The 13,541-nt window shown below is 71.2% G+C and carries 14 protein-coding genes; 11 read left to right on the forward strand and 3 right to left on the reverse strand.

Annotation, left to right across the window (positions count from 1 at the left end; translation table 11 throughout):
• The first annotated feature begins 16 nt into the window (after positions 1-16).
• From KAK03_RS00505 to KAK03_RS00535, 7 genes are all read left to right on the forward strand, one after another.
• Positions 17-1,705, forward strand: a complete 1,689-nt coding sequence (locus KAK03_RS00505; protein WP_247660853.1) for a DUF2341 domain-containing protein — start codon at positions 17-19, stop codon at positions 1,703-1,705.
• A 22-nt stretch (positions 1,706-1,727) separates the two neighbouring features.
• Positions 1,728-2,144 carry an ExbD/TolR family protein gene (locus tag KAK03_RS00510; protein ID WP_210851060.1) on the forward strand — a complete coding sequence of 139 codons (417 nt, stop codon included), beginning with the start codon at positions 1,728-1,730 and terminating at the stop codon, positions 2,142-2,144.
• Between the two features lie 24 nt (positions 2,145-2,168).
• Positions 2,169-2,576, forward strand: coding sequence for an ExbD/TolR family protein (locus KAK03_RS00515; RefSeq protein WP_210851061.1), 408 nt, complete (start codon positions 2,169-2,171; stop codon positions 2,574-2,576).
• Positions 2,577-2,584: 8 nt separating this feature from the next.
• Positions 2,585-3,301, forward strand: coding sequence for a hypothetical protein (locus KAK03_RS00520; protein WP_210851062.1), 717 nt, complete (start codon positions 2,585-2,587; stop codon positions 3,299-3,301).
• A 37-nt stretch (positions 3,302-3,338) separates the two neighbouring features.
• Positions 3,339-5,045, forward strand: a complete 1,707-nt coding sequence (locus KAK03_RS00525; RefSeq protein WP_210851063.1) for a putative porin — start codon at positions 3,339-3,341, stop codon at positions 5,043-5,045.
• Between the two features lie 2 nt (positions 5,046-5,047).
• Complete coding sequence (locus KAK03_RS00530) at positions 5,048-5,713, forward strand: hypothetical protein (RefSeq protein WP_210851064.1); 666 nt, start codon at positions 5,048-5,050, stop codon at positions 5,711-5,713.
• Positions 5,714-5,782: 69 nt separating this feature from the next.
• On the forward strand, positions 5,783-6,640 hold the full coding sequence (locus KAK03_RS00535) for a UDP-2,3-diacylglucosamine diphosphatase (RefSeq protein ID WP_210851065.1): 858 nt from the start codon (positions 5,783-5,785) through the stop codon (positions 6,638-6,640).
• Here the strand turns inward: KAK03_RS00535 and asd are convergent.
• A complete protein-coding gene (gene asd, locus KAK03_RS00540) occupies positions 6,637-7,509 on the reverse strand; it encodes an archaetidylserine decarboxylase (protein ID WP_310738424.1) in 873 nt (290 codons plus the stop codon). The genes KAK03_RS00535 and asd overlap by 4 nt on opposite strands.
• A 56-nt stretch (positions 7,510-7,565) precedes the next feature.
• Here asd and KAK03_RS00545 point away from each other — a divergent pair, with 56 nt between their 5' ends.
• Positions 7,566-9,218: an aminotransferase class III-fold pyridoxal phosphate-dependent enzyme gene (locus KAK03_RS00545; RefSeq protein WP_210851067.1), complete on the forward strand. Its 1,653-nt coding sequence runs from the start codon at positions 7,566-7,568 to the stop codon at positions 9,216-9,218.
• A 13-nt stretch (positions 9,219-9,231) separates the two neighbouring features.
• Here the strand turns inward: KAK03_RS00545 and KAK03_RS00550 are convergent, their stop codons facing one another.
• Positions 9,232-9,849 (reverse strand): DUF962 domain-containing protein, encoded by a 618-nt coding sequence (locus KAK03_RS00550; RefSeq protein WP_210851068.1) that lies wholly within the window; start codon positions 9,847-9,849, stop codon positions 9,232-9,234.
• 108 nt (positions 9,850-9,957) lie between these two features.
• On the opposite strand from KAK03_RS00550, the gene KAK03_RS00555 reads away from it, so the two are divergent.
• Entirely contained in the window at positions 9,958-11,199 is a 1,242-nt protein-coding gene (locus tag KAK03_RS00555; protein ID WP_210851069.1) for a glycosyltransferase family 4 protein, read from the forward strand.
• Between the two features lie 59 nt (positions 11,200-11,258).
• Here KAK03_RS00555 and KAK03_RS00560 read toward each other — a convergent pair whose 3' ends face one another.
• Complete coding sequence (locus KAK03_RS00560; RefSeq protein ID WP_210851070.1) at positions 11,259-11,957, reverse strand: GntR family transcriptional regulator; 699 nt, start codon at positions 11,955-11,957, stop codon at positions 11,259-11,261.
• A 116-nt stretch (positions 11,958-12,073) separates the two neighbouring features.
• Here KAK03_RS00560 and KAK03_RS00565 point away from each other — a divergent pair, with 116 nt between their 5' ends.
• Entirely contained in the window at positions 12,074-12,934 is an 861-nt protein-coding gene (locus tag KAK03_RS00565; protein ID WP_210851071.1) for a fumarylacetoacetate hydrolase family protein, read from the forward strand.
• Positions 12,935-12,958: 24 nt separating this feature from the next.
• Positions 12,959-13,537 carry an amino acid synthesis family protein gene (locus KAK03_RS00570; RefSeq protein WP_210851072.1) on the forward strand — a complete coding sequence of 193 codons (579 nt, stop codon included), beginning with the start codon at positions 12,959-12,961 and terminating at the stop codon, positions 13,535-13,537.
• Positions 13,538-13,541 lie beyond the last annotated feature (4 nt).

Genomic DNA, 13,541 nt, shown 5'->3' on the forward strand with positions numbered 1-13,541 from the left:
TGCCATGTCCGCCACCATGAAACGACGCCTGCTGCTTGCCCTGGGCCTGTGCGCTGCGCTGCTGTCCCCCACCGCCCATGCCTGGTGGAACGAGGCCTGGAGCCAGCGCGCCCGGGTCGTCATCGACACCACCGACAAGGGCCAGCCGCTGCCGACCGCGGTCAGCGACGCCGTGCTGCCGCTGCGCCTGCACAGCGGCAACTTCGACTTCGCCAGCGCGGCGCCCGACGGTGCCGACCTGCGCGTGATCGGCGCCGACGACAAGACGCCGCTGCCCTTCGCGATCGAGCGTTTCGACGCGGTCAACGAATTGGCGCTGCTGTGGGTGCGCGTGCCCATGGTGGCCCAGGGCAGCGACAAGAACGTGCTGCACGTCTATGCCGGCAACGCCAAGGCCACGGCCGAGCCGTCCGCCGAGGTGTTCACCGACGCCTACGCCGCGGTGCTGCACTTCAGCGAGACCGAGGGCCCGGCGCGCGATGCCGCGCATCAGCAGGCCAGCACCGACCCCGTCGGGCGCGAGCCCAACGGCCTGCTCGCCGGTGCGCTGCGCACCGATGCCCGGGGCCTGACGCTGCCGCTGGCCGGCCGGCTCAGGCTGAGCGCGGGCGGCGGCGTGACCGTCTCGATGTGGGTGCGCCCCGACCCCGGTGCCGGCCCGGCCACGCTGCTGGCCCTGGGCCCGCTGAGCCTGGTGCGTGCGGTCGACGAGGTCGAGGCCCGCCTGGACGGCAAGGTCCTCAGCACCGCAGCGCTGCCGGCCAGCGCCTGGACCCATGTCGCCCTGAGCGTGGGCGGCGGCCAGGCCACGCTGTTCGTCAACGGCAAGCCGGGCGCCCGGGCCGATGTGCTGCTGCCCGAGTCCACGCCCGACCTGGTGCTGGGCCGCGGCCTGCAGGGCCAGATCGACGAGCTGCAGCTGCTGGGTGCCGCGCGCGACGAGGGCTGGGTGCGGTTGGTGGCCGCCTCGCAGGGCCCGGACAGCGGCCTGGTCAAGGTCCTCAAGGAAACGCCCGACGGCGCCGCGGGCGAGGGCGAGAGCCACAGCTACTTCGGCATCCTGTTCAAGAACCTGACCACCGACGCCTGGGTGGTGATCATCATCCTGGCCATCATGTTCGTCATCGCCGCCTGGGTGATGGTCAGCAAGACCTTGCAGGTGCGGCGCACCGCGGCCGCCAACGACCGCTTCATCGAGCGCTTCCGCCAGGCCGGCGCGCAGGAGACCGTGGCGGCCGACACCGCCTGGGGTGCGTCCTCGCTGTGGCGCCTCTACGAGGTGGGCACGCGCGAGGTTGATAAGCGCCGCGCCGCCGGCGTGGGCCAGCTCAGCGGCGCCAACCTGGACGCCATCAAGGCCACGCTGGATGCCACGCTGGTGCGCGAGAACCACGCGCTCAACGCCCGCATGGTGCTGCTGACGATCGCCATCTCCGGCGGGCCTTTCCTCGGGCTGCTGGGCACGGTGGTGGGCGTGATGATCACCTTCGCCGCGATCGCCGCGGCCGGCGACGTCAATGTCAACGCCATCGCCCCCGGCATCGCCGCCGCGCTGCTGGCCACGGTGGCCGGCCTGGGCGTCGCGATCCCCGCGCTGTTCGGCTACAACTGGCTGGCGGCCCAGGTGAAGAACCTGTCGGCCGACATGCAGATCTTCGTCGACGAGTTCGTCACCCGCGCCGCCGAGGCGCACGGCGCGCCCTGAGGCCCGGACGGAGCAGCGCGCCATGGCCGCCGACGTCCGCGCCGACAACGCGCCCTACGACGACATCAACATCACGCCGATGCTGGACCTGGCGTATGTGCTGCTGGTCACCTTCATCATCCTGACCACCGCGTCGGTGCAGGGCGTCAAGGTCAACGCGCCGCGCACCCAGGCCGCCAGCTCGCTGGCCAAGCCGCAGACCCGCGCGATCACCATCACCCAGGACGGTGCGCTGTTCCTGGACGCCTACCCGGTCAGCCTGGATGAGCTGTCGCAGCGCCTGGCGGCGCTGAAGTCCGGCAACCCGGCGCTGCCGGTGGTGCTCAAGGCCGACGCCCGCACCCAGTACCGCAAGGTGACCGAGGTGCTGGAGGTGGCCAAGAAGCTCGACATCACCGAGCTCGGACTGGTCACCCAGCGGCAGCCGGCCGAACCCTGACAACGACAGCCCACGGAGCCCGCCATGGCCGCCCAGGTCAGTACCGAGACCAAGCCTTACGACACCATCAACGTCACGCCGATGCTGGACCTGGCCTATGTGCTGCTGGTGGTCTTCATCCTGATGACCACCGCCTCGGTGCAGGGCCTGACGATCACCCTGCCCAAGCCGTCGAACAAGCCGGCCACCGAGAAGCATGAGCTGGTGATCGTGCAGGTCGCTGCCAACGGCCAGTTGCTGGTCAATGGCGCCGCGCTGTCGCTGCCCGAGGTCGAGCGCCAGCTGGTGCAGGCCCGGTCGCGCGACCCGAAGATGAGCGTGGCGATCAAGGGTGACGCGACGGCTGCCTACGAACAGGTGGTGCAGGTGATCGACCTGTGCAACCGCCTGGCGATCGACATGGGCCTGGTCACTGCCCGCATTGGCACCTGAGCCGCGCGATGACCGCCATGATCCCCACCCCGTCCCCGGCGCGCTCCGGCCTGTGGCGCGTCGGCGCCGCGCTGCTGGCACTGCTGCTGCTGGTGCTGGCCGTGCTGGGCGTGCGCCGGCTGATCAGCGAACCGCAGCGGTCCGCGCGGCAGGTGGCCCGCATCGCCATCCTGCCCGATACGCCCCCGCCGCCGCCGCCGCCCCCCAAGGAGCGCAAGGAAGAGCCGCCCAAGCCCGACCGGCCCCAGGCCCCGGTGCCCGACAACCTGGTCAAGCCACCACCGCCCTCGGCCACCGAGCCGCTGAAGATGGAAGGCGCCGCCGGCAACGGCCCCAGCGCGTTCGCCGCGGGCAGCGTCAGCCAGGACTACAAGGGCGGCGCGCCGACGATCGGCAACGCCGCCTCGGGCAGCGGTGGCCGCGGCCTGGACCGTGCCCAGGAGCGGCTCTACGCCGGCAGCGTGCGCCAGGCACTGCGCGACGAGCTGGAGCGCCAGCTGCAGGCCGACGCGGGCGAGCTGAGCGCGGCCTTTGCCCTGTGGATCGGCGACGACGGCCGCATCAGCCGCTGGAGCGTTGACGGCGCCGAAGGCCGGCTCGATGCCGCCGGTGAGGCGGCCCTGCGCCTGGCACTGGAGCGCAGCGCCGAGCGCCTGCAGCTGCCCGCGCCCGCCGGCATCACTCAGCCGCTGCGCTTTCGCCTGACCGTGCGCGCCGGCGCCTGAATTCCCCCATCGACACCGCTTTCCGGAGATGCCCGAGATGACCCCGCCCACGTTCCGCCGCCTGCCCCTGGTCAGCGCCCTGGCCTTGGCCCTGGCCGCTGCCGCGGCGCCGGCCCAGACCCCCGCCGATCCGGCCGCCGAGCGCGCCGCGCTGCAGGAGCTGCGTTCGACCACCCTGGCCCTGATCGACCTGCTGGTCGAGCAAGGCCTGCTCAGCCGCGCCAAGGCCGACGAGCTGCTCAGCAAGGCCCGGCCGGCCGCCACCGCCGCGGCACCGGCCTGGGGGGCGCCGCCCGCCCAGGCGCCCAAGGTGGTGCGCGTGCCCTACCTGCCGGAGACCGCCCGGGCGCAGATGAAGGAGGAGATCAAGAACGAGATCCTCGGCACCGCACGCGACGAAGGCTGGACCGACGGCCGGCGTCTGCCCGGCTGGCTGAAGAACGTGGCCATCGACGGCGATCTGCGGGTGCGCGGCCAGGCCGAGCTGTTCGACAGCGCCAACATCGGTGCCGAGTCCTTCACCGTGCAAAGCCTGCTGCAGGACTCGCCGGCCTGGGCGCCGGACCTGACCAACACCCAGTACAACCGCGGCCGCCTGACCGCGCGCGCGCGCCTGGGCGCCACCGTCAAGGCCAGCGACTCGGTCACGGCCCAGGTGCGCGTGGCCACCGGCTCGACCACCGGCAGCCCCAGCTCCGAGAGCGTCACCCTGGGCAATTACGGCAACCGCTGGAGCGTCGGCATCGACCGCGGCTGGATCAAGTGGGAACCGCGCCAGGGCTGGTCGCTGCAGGCCGGGCGCATGGGCGTGCCCTTTGACCACAGCGACCTGATCTGGCCGGCGGACCTGGGGCTGGACGGCGTGGCCGGCAAGGGCGAGATCGACCTCGCCAGCGGCCTGTACGGCTTCGCGGTGGCCGGCGCCTTCCCGCTGGAGGAGTTCGCCAACAACCGCAACGACAAATGGCTCTATGGCGGCCAGATCGGCCTGGACTGGGCACCCAATGGCCAGTGGCAGCTGCGCGGCTCGATCGGGCTGTACGACTTCCAGAACGTCGAGGGCACGGTCGCCTCGTCGCTGCCCCCCGTCAACCAGCGCGCCGGCACCACGCCCTATCTGCAGAGCCAGTACCCGGCGGCGGTGCGGCAGAAGGGCAACACGCTGATCAACCTGAACCACCCGACCTGCATCACCACGCCCAGCACGCCCGGCTGCGCCAGCAGTGCCACCTGGGGCCTGGCTTCGCGCTTCCGGCCGGTGGACCTGCGCCTGGGCGTGGTGGCCAGGCACTTCCGCCCCTACGAGCTGAGCCTGGATCTGGATGTGGTGAAGAACACCGGCTTCGACACCGCCGACATCTCGCGCCGCGCCGGCGAGGACCTGTCGTCGCTGAAGGCCAAGACCCTGGGCTACCAGGTGCGCCTGGGTCTGGGCATGCCGCGCCTGCGCGAACCCGGCGACTGGCAGGCCCACCTGGCCTGGCGACACTTCGAGCGCGACGCCTGGATCGACGCCTTCACCGACACCGCCTGGCACGGCGGCGGCACCAACTACAGGGGCTTCAGCCTCGGCGGCGAATACGCCTTCGACCACCAGACCACGCTGGGCCTGCGCTTCATCAGCACGCGCAACCTGGACGACAAGGTCCGCTACACCGACAGCAGCGGCCAGGTCAGCGGCAACATGAGCAGCGCCACGCTGCGCATCGACACCCTCCAGATCGAGACCAACGTCCGCTTCTGACCATGACACCGAACCGCTCCCTGGCCGCCGCGCGGCGCCTGCTCATCGTGGCGCTGGCCACCACCTGCCTGGGCGCGCTGGCCCAGGACGACAAGCGCAGCGCCGCGCTGCGCGAGGCTGCCCGCCGGGCCCAGGCCGCCGCGCAAGCCGCGCAGCAGGAAGCCGCGCAACTGCGCAGCGAGCGCGATGCGCTGGCGCGTGCCGACCAGACCCGGCAGACCGAGCTGGACCAGCGCCGCACCGCACAGCGCACCGCGGCCAGCCAGCTTGCCGCCGCCCGCCAGGCCCTGGCGCAGGCCCAGGCCGAGCGCGACCGCCTGAGCGCCGACCACGACCGCACCCGTGCTGAGCGCGACGAGACCGCCCAACGCCTGCAGCGCCAGCAGGCCGAGACCGAGCGCCTGCAGGCCGAGCTGGCCGAGCAGCGCCGCCTGACGCAGACGCTGAGCGCCCTGCTGCAGCGAAGCACCCAGTCGCTCGCCGCGGCCGAAACCGCGAACCGCCAGCTGCAGACCCTGGGCCTGCAGGCGGTGGACGCCTACCAGCACGCCACCCCCGAGGCGATGCGCGCCCGCGACGAGCCTTTCCTGGGCCTGGCCGCCGTTCGGCTGGGCAACGAGGCCGAGCTGCTGCGGCGCGAGATGGGCGCGCTGAAGCTGGTGCCCTGACGGCGCTGACGCGGCGCCGACGCGCGGCCTTCACGGCGGCGTCATCACGCGGGTCCAGCATGCAGGGTCATGTCTGCCCACGCTGTTGCTGATGCTGCGCCCGCGTGCCTGCGGGTGCGCACCGTCTGGATTTCCGATGTCCACCTGGGCACACCGGGCTGCCAGGCCCAGGCGCTGCTGGACTTCCTGCGCGATGTCGACTGCGAGACGCTGTACCTGGTCGGCGACATCATCGACGGCTGGCAGTTGCGCCGCAGCTGGTACTGGCCGCAGGCCCACAACGACGTGGTGCAGAAGATCCTGCGCAAGGCGCGCAAGGGCACGCGGGTGGTGTTCGTGCCCGGCAACCACGACGAGTTCGCACGCCGCTATGTGGAGCACAACTTCGGCGGGGTCGAGGTGGTCGACGACTGCCTGCACCAGACCGCCGACGGCCGCACGCTGTGGATCACCCATGGCGACCTGTTCGACGGCGTGATCCAGTGCGCCAAGTGGCTGGCCTATGTGGGCGACATGGCCTACGAGATGACGCTGAAGGTGAACCGCTGGTTCAACCGTGTCCGCGCCCGCGTCGGCCTGCCGTACTGGAGCCTGAGCCGCTACCTGAAGCTCAAGGTGAAGCGGGCGGTGAGCTACGTCAACGACTTCGAGGTCGCGGTGGCGCATGAAGCGAAGCGGCGCGGCGCCGACGGCGTGGTCTGCGGCCACATCCACCATGCCGAGATGCGCCAGGTCGACGGCGTGCTGTACTGCAACGACGGCGACTGGGTCGAGAGCCTGACCGCGCTGGTCGAGCACGCCGACGGTCGGCTCGAGATCATCGACCGCAGCACCGCCGCGCTGCCGCCGATCAGCACGCTGGCACGCCCGTCCGCCCCGTCGGTGGTGGCTGGCGAGCCGGCGACGGCGCCGGTGCTGCGCCGCTAAGCGCCTGTCGGCAGGCGCATCAGCGGCTCGCCGGCCCGCAGCCGCCGCCCCGGCGCGATGCCCCTGGCCAGCGCGAAGCCGGGGGGCACGAAGACCAGGATCGTCGAGCCATGCTCGAACCAGCCCATCTCCTGGCCCTTGGTGAGCGGCGCCTGGCAGGGCATCTCGTTCGGGCCGGGCCAGCGCAGGTGCAGCAGCACGTCCAGGAAGTGCAGCCGGATGCTGGCCACCAGCACCGCGGCCACGGGCACCAGGGCGATCGGGTGGCCGCCCTGGGTCAGGCGGCCGCGGATGACTGCCCGCTCGTTGCGGCAGAACAGGCGCTCCACCCGGGCCAGCGCGATCGGATTGACGTTCCAGGTGTCGCCGCTCAGGTAGGTCACATGCTCGACCGTCAGGTCGTGCGGTGCATGGAAGCGGTGGTACATCGCCGAGGTCAGCCGCAGCGTGACCCAGGTGCCGCCCTCGAACACCGCGCTGTCCTGGGTGGGGCCGAAGAGTTCGCGCATCGAATAGGGGAAGCCCTTGGCCTGGTACACCTGATCGGCCCGGGCCACGCCACAGGCGCCGACGATCGCGTCGCAGGGACTGGCCAGCACCTGCGGGTCGGGGTCCACCGGACGGGCGCCGGGGCGCAGCTCGCGGGTGAAACAGGCCTGCAGGCTGTCGAAGCGCTGCTGCCGCGCATCGGACAGGTCCAGATCGGTGAACAGCCGCCACAGCGCGATGCTGACCCGGGTCAGCCAGGGGCTGCGGATCCGGCTGAAGCGGCCCATCGCCCGCGTCAACGCGATGCGCGGAATGCGGTTGGTCAGCAGGAAGTTCAGGTCTTCCTGCTGCCACAGGCGGCGGAAGGCGCTGTGCTTCACAGCGGTGTCAAGCGCGGCGGGTATATCCGAGGGTGTCGTTGGCATCACTGCTCACCATGGAAGAAACAACCATCACGTGGTCCCTGCTGGGCCTGGGTCTGCTGGCCTGGGGTCTGCCCAAGGCGCGGCGCCGGCTGCAGCTCTCGCGCGCCAAGCACCGCTCGCTGGCCGGCCATGCGCGCATCGCCCAGCGCCTGGCCCGCTGGCTGCCGGGGTATGCCTATGACGAGGCCCACTTCTTCAAGGTCGACGGTGCGCCGCCTGAGGTGGAAGCCCGCCGCCGCGCCGCGTTGCTGCGCCTGTCGCACGACTTTGACCAAGCCTGGCCGCGGGGGGCAGCGCTCACCGCCCAGGCGCGCGAGGGCCTGCCCGACCTGCGCTTCACCGGCAGCTACCGTGTGCCCTTCCAGTTCTCGCCAGTGATCCGGCAGCACCTGCGCACCAGCAGCTTCATCGCACGCGCCCAGGGCGTGACCGTCGAGGACATCGATGGCCAGGTCTTCCACGACCTGACCGGCAGCTACGGCGTCAACGTCTTCGGGGTCGACTTCTACAAGCAGACCCTGGCCGAGGGCCTGGCCGAGGCCCAGGCGGTCGGCCCTGTCCTGGGCCACTACCTGCCCTGCGTGGCCGACAACATCGAGCGCCTGAAGGCGATCTCGGGCCTGGACGCGGTGTCTTTTCACATGAGCGGCACCGAGGCGGTGATGCAGGCCGTGCGCCTGGCGCGCTACCACACCGGGCGAAGTCACCTGGTGCGCTTCGCCGGCGCGTACCACGGCTGGTGGGAGGATGTGCAACCCGGCCCCGGCAACCCGACGCCGGTGCGCGAGACCTACACGCTGGCCGACATGGACGAGCGCGCCCTGCAGGTGCTGCGCACCCGCCACGACATTGCCTGCGTGCTGGTCAATCCGCTGCAGGCCCTGCACCCCAACCGGCCGGCGCCGGGCGACTCGTCGCTGGTGGACAGCAGCCGCAGCGCCGGGGTCGACCGCGCCGCCTACGCCGCCTGGCTGCAGCGCCTGCGCGCGGTCTGCAGCGAGCGCGGCATCGTGCTGATCCTCGACGAGATCTTCGTCGGCTTTCGCCTGGCGCCCGGTGGCGCCCAGCAGTACTTCGGGGTGCAGGCCGACCTGGTCACCTACGGCAAGACCCTGGGCGGCGGCCTGCCGGTGGGCGTGGTCTGCGGGCGGCAGACGCTGATGCAGCGCTTCCGCGAACGCCACCCGGCCGACATCTGCTTCGCGCGCGGCACCTTCAACGCCCACCCGATGGTGATGGCGGCGATGAACGCCTTCCTGCGGCGGCTGGACAGCCCCGAGGTGCAGCGCCTCTACGCCGATCTGGACCACTGTTGGTCGCAGCGCCTGCAGCGCTTCAACACAGCGCTGGCCGAGGCCGGTCTGCCGGTGCGGGTGGCGGGGCTGTCGAGCATCTGGACGGTGCTCTACACCCAGCCCTCGCGCTACAACTGGATGCTGCAGTTCTATCTGCGCGCGCATGGTCTGCTGCTGAGCTGGGTGGGCACGGGCCGCCTCGTCTGGAGCCTGAACTACAGCGACGATGCGTTCGAGGCCGTGCTCGGCAAGTTCATCAGCGCCGCGCGGGCCATGCAGGCCGATGGCTGGTGGTGGCACGACGCGTCGATCAGCAACCGGTCGATCCGGCGCAGCCTCCTTGGCGAGATGCTGCGCGCCTGGCGTTGAGCGGCTGAGCGATTCAATGGCGCGAACCCGGCTGCACATGGTGCATCGGGTCCAGCCGCTCGCCACGCCACAGCGCCAGCGGCGCGCGGTGGTAGAGGATCAGGTCGTGCACCGGGTCGGTCAGGATCTTGGTCATCCAGGCCAGCGCAGGGATCGCGCCGTCACGCAGCCACAGCTGGACCACGCGGAACAGCAGCCCGGCCACGCCCAGCGCCAGCCAGGCCATGCCAAGGTCATGCACCCAGCCGCCCAGGTCGGTGGCTGGCTGGATCAGTCCGAACAGCGCGGGTTGCAGCCACAGCAGAACCGGCAGGCCCACCCACACCGACAGCAGCACGATCTTGCGCTGCAGGTTGTAGCCCACCTTGACCGCTTCCTTGTAGGCGTCGGTGCAATCGTTGACCTCGTCATAGCCGCGCGGCTCGAAGAAGAAGTGGCCGGCTTGGCGCGTCGTCATCGAGAAGCACCAGCCGACGATCGCGGCCAGCGCCGGGTCGATGAACAGCAGCGCATAGGCCACCAGGAAGCTCAGCGCGCTGATGAAGTGCAGCGTCTGGTTGATGCGGCTCTGGTGGTAGTAGCGATGGTCGTCCCAGCGCTGGGTTCTCAGGGTCTGAAGAAAGGTGGACACGCGATCTCCTCAACGGGTAGTGACGCACAGCGGCCGATGGTGCGGATGCTTCGTGAAATCGTGGTGACTTGTCATCGTGCTGTTGCACGGCGCACTCAGCATCGCGCCATGGACATGAGCGAGGACGCCCCCCTGCAGGTCGACGAGATCCCCTCGGCATGGCGTCAGCTGCGCATCGCCTTCGTCACCGAGACCTATCCCCCCGAGGTCAACGGCGTGGCCACGACGACGGCGCAGTTCGTCGAGGGCCTGCACCGCCGCGGCCACGACCTGCAGCTGGTGCGTCCGCGCCAGGACCGCATCGACGCCGCCGGCACCGAGCCCCGCTTCCACGAGGTGCTGATGCACGGCCTGCCGATCCCGCGCTACCCGAACCTGCGCATGGGCGTGCCCAGCAAACGCGCGCTGGTCAAGCTCTGGAAGCTGCGCCGGCCCGACGTGGTGCATGTGGCCACCGAAGGGCCGCTGGGCTGGTCGGCGCTGCAGGCGGCGCAGTACCTGAAGCTGCCGGTGACCTCGGATTTCCGGACCGACTTCCGCGCCTACAGCCGCCACTACGGCATCGGCTGGCTGAGCCGGCCGATCATGGGCTACCTGCGCAAGTTCCACAACCAGTGCGCCTGCACGCTGGTGCCCACCGAGTTGCTGCAACGCGAGCTGACCGGCGCCGGCTTCGAGCGCCTGCGCGTCGTGCCTCGCGGCGTCGACACGCGGCAGTTCTCGCCGGCGCGTCGCAGCGCCGCGCTGCGCCAGGAGTGGGGCGTCAGCGACGAGGACCTCGTCATCGGTTGCGTGGGTCGCCTGGCCGCCGAGAAGAACCTGGGCGTGCTGGTCGACGCCTGGCGCGCGGTGCAGCGCGTGCAGCCCCGCGCTCGCCTGCTGCTCGTCGGCGACGGGCCGCTGCGGCCGGCCCTGCAGGCCGCCTGCCCGGACGCACTGTTCGCCGGCGTGCGCCGGGGCCTGGACCTGGCGGCGCACTACGCGTCGATGGATGTGTTCGCGTTCCCCAGCGTCACCGAGACCTTTGGCAATGTGACGATCGAGGCGCTGGCCAGCGGCCTGCCGCTGGTCGCCTTCGACCACGCGGCGGCCGCGCAGCTGGTGCGCCATGGCGACAACGGCTGCCTGGCGGCCGTTGGCGATGCCGCCGGGTTCACGGCGGCGCTGACCGTCCTGGCCGGCGACCCCGGGCTGCGCCACCGCATCGCGCATGCGGCGCGGCAGACCGCCTCCGCCCTGGGTTGGGACGACGTGGTCGGTCGCTTTGAGATGCAGCTCGCACAGGCCTGCGGCATGGGCCCTGCGGCCGAGCGCGCCGCGCCGCTGGCGGCGATGGGCAGCCTGGCCTGAGGGGCAGTTTCAGGACCGGCTGAGCGCCACGACGCTGCGGCGCGGGCGCCCCCGGCGCCTCACTGCCGATCGGTCGTGCCGATGCCGTGCAGGGCCGCGGCGACCAGTCGTTCGGTGTGCGAGATGTGGGTCTGCAGCAGGGCCACGGCCTTGGCGGCATCGCGTGCGACCACGGCGCCCAGCAGCAGCTGGTGCTCGTCGTGCTTGCGCCGCGGCTGGGTGCGGTGGCGGGCGGCCCAGCGCCGGTAGCGCTCGGCGTTGTCGAACAGCACGTCGGCCAGGTCCAGCAGCATGGGCGAGGTGCAGGCGGCGTACAGGCTCATGTGGAAGGCGCGGTGGCGGGCCGACCAGTCGTCATCCAGGGGCCGCGCCTCGTGGCCCATGCGCCGCTCGGTCAGCGCCAGCGCATGCGCCGCGGCGACCACCTGCGCCTCCCACTCGTCGGTGCCATGGGCGATCGAGTCGCGCAGTGCCTCGCACTCCACCAGCTGGCGCACCCGGGCCAGGTCGCTGACGCCCTCGGCCGTGAGCGGCGCGACGCGAAAGCCCCGGTTCTCCAGAACGCGCACCAGCCCCTGCCCGGACAGACGGTTCAGCGCCTCGCGGATCGGGCTGCTGCTGACCGCGAAGCGGCGCGTCAGGTCCTCGACGCGCAGGCGCGCACCGGCCTCGAACTCGCCGCGCACGATCGCGCGGCGCAGGTCGCGGTAGGCACGCTCCGCCAGGGAGGCAGAGCCGTCGCTGGGATCCTCGCTCATGCGCGGATTGTCGTCCAAGCCGATGCGCCCAAACCGCGGGTTTGTGCTCATGGATGAGTTTATGCATAAAAAATAGAGTTGTGGACAACACGGTCGCTTGACCGGCAGGAGCCAAGATGAAGCTGTTGTCCTACCTGGACGGAGACAAGGAAGACTGGGGCGTGGTGCTGGGCGACGGCGTGGCCTCGCTGCGCCAGCGCAGTGGCTGCGCGACGCTGGCCGAGTTCGTCGGCAGCCCGGCCTGGGCCACCCGCGACACGCTGGTGGCCGGCCTGCAGGCCGAGCGGCCGCTGGCCGGGCTGCACTACCTGCCGGTGATCCCGCGGCCGGAGAAGATCGTCTGCGCGGTGCGCAACTACATGGACCACCACCAGGAGGTGCTGGCCGCCGGCATGCAGCGCGAGCTGTCCGACTTCCCGCCGATCTTCCTGCGCGTCTGGCGCTCGCAAACCGCGCACGAGGCGCCCATCGTGCGGCCCCGGGTGTCCGAGAGCCTGGACTGGGAGGGCGAGCTGGCGGTCATCATCGGCCGCGGCGGGCGCGACATCCCCGAGGCCCAGGCCTGGGACCATGTGGCCGGCTACAGCGTCTACAACGACGGCAGCGTGCGCGAGTGGCAGTTCCACGCCAAGCAGATCGCCTCCGGCAAGAACTTCGAGTCCACCGGCGGCTTCGGGCCCTGGATGGTCACCGCCGACGAGATCGCGCCGGGCCGGCAGCTCAAGCTGGAGACGCGGCTCAATGGCGAGACGATCCAGTCCAGCCACACCGGCCACATGATCTTCCCGATCCCGCGGCTGATCGCCTACGCCTCCACCATCTTCACGCTGGTGCCGGGCGACGTGCTGATCACCGGCACGCCGGCGGGCGTGGGCTGGTCGCGCAAGCCGCAGCGCTTCATGAAGCACGGCGATGTGTGCGAGGTCGAGATCGAGGCCATCGGCACCCTGCGCAACCCGATCGTCGACCAGGCCTGAACGGCCCGCACACAGGACCCCACCATGTCGCTGATCCAGATCCGCAAGCGCAGCCTGACCATCGAGACCATCCACCACGAGGGCGGGCCACCGGCGGCGGTGCCGCTGAAGCTGGCCGCCGCCTGCGCGGTGATCCGCAACCCCTATGCAGGCCGCTTTGAGGAGAACCTGCTGCCCTTCATGGCCGAGCTGCGCTCGCTGGGCACGCAGCTCGCCACCGAGCTGGTCGAGACCCTGGGGCGCGACCAGGTCGAGGTCTACAGCAAGGCCGCCATCGTCGGCGTCAACGGCGAACTTGAGCATGCGGCCGTCTGGCACGAGGCCGGCGGCTGGGCCATGCGCGAGGTGCTGGGCCAGCCCAAGGCGATCGTGCCGGCGGCCAAGGCCGTGGCGGCCACCGGCTACCGGCTGATGGTGCCGCTGCACTACATCCACGCCTGCTACGTGCGCAGCCACTTCAACACCATGGAGATCGGCATCCAGGACGCACCGCGGCCCGACGAGATCCTCTTTGCCCTGGTCATGGGCACCGGCGGGCGCGTGCATGCGCGCCTGGGCGGCCTGACCAAGGAGCAGGTCTCGGTGCACGATGGCCAGCGCTGACGCA

This window comes from Ideonella alba, assembly GCF_018069845.1.
GTDB lineage: Bacteria > Pseudomonadota > Gammaproteobacteria > Burkholderiales > Burkholderiaceae_C > Ideonella > Ideonella alba.

Coding starts and splice junctions, on each gene's coding strand:
- KAK03_RS00510 (WP_210851060.1), top strand. CDS start 1,728: ATGGCCGCCGACGTCCGCGCCGACAACGCGCCCTACGACGACATCAAC.
- KAK03_RS00530 (WP_210851064.1), top strand. CDS start 5,048: ATGACACCGAACCGCTCCCTGGCCGCCGCGCGGCGCCTGCTCATCGTG.
- KAK03_RS00505 (WP_247660853.1), top strand. CDS start 17: ATGAAACGACGCCTGCTGCTTGCCCTGGGCCTGTGCGCTGCGCTGCTG.
- KAK03_RS00555 (WP_210851069.1), top strand. CDS start 9,958: ATGGACATGAGCGAGGACGCCCCCCTGCAGGTCGACGAGATCCCCTCG.
- KAK03_RS00565 (WP_210851071.1), top strand. CDS start 12,074: ATGAAGCTGTTGTCCTACCTGGACGGAGACAAGGAAGACTGGGGCGTG.
- KAK03_RS00515 (WP_210851061.1), top strand. CDS start 2,169: ATGGCCGCCCAGGTCAGTACCGAGACCAAGCCTTACGACACCATCAAC.
- KAK03_RS00570 (WP_210851072.1), top strand. CDS start 12,959: ATGTCGCTGATCCAGATCCGCAAGCGCAGCCTGACCATCGAGACCATC.
- KAK03_RS00535 (WP_210851065.1), top strand. CDS start 5,783: ATGTCTGCCCACGCTGTTGCTGATGCTGCGCCCGCGTGCCTGCGGGTG.
- KAK03_RS00560 (WP_210851070.1), bottom strand. CDS start 11,957: ATGAGCGAGGATCCCAGCGACGGCTCTGCCTCCCTGGCGGAGCGTGCC.
- KAK03_RS00525 (WP_210851063.1), top strand. CDS start 3,339: ATGACCCCGCCCACGTTCCGCCGCCTGCCCCTGGTCAGCGCCCTGGCC.
- KAK03_RS00545 (WP_210851067.1), top strand. CDS start 7,566: ATGGAAGAAACAACCATCACGTGGTCCCTGCTGGGCCTGGGTCTGCTG.
- KAK03_RS00520 (WP_210851062.1), top strand. CDS start 2,585: ATGACCGCCATGATCCCCACCCCGTCCCCGGCGCGCTCCGGCCTGTGG.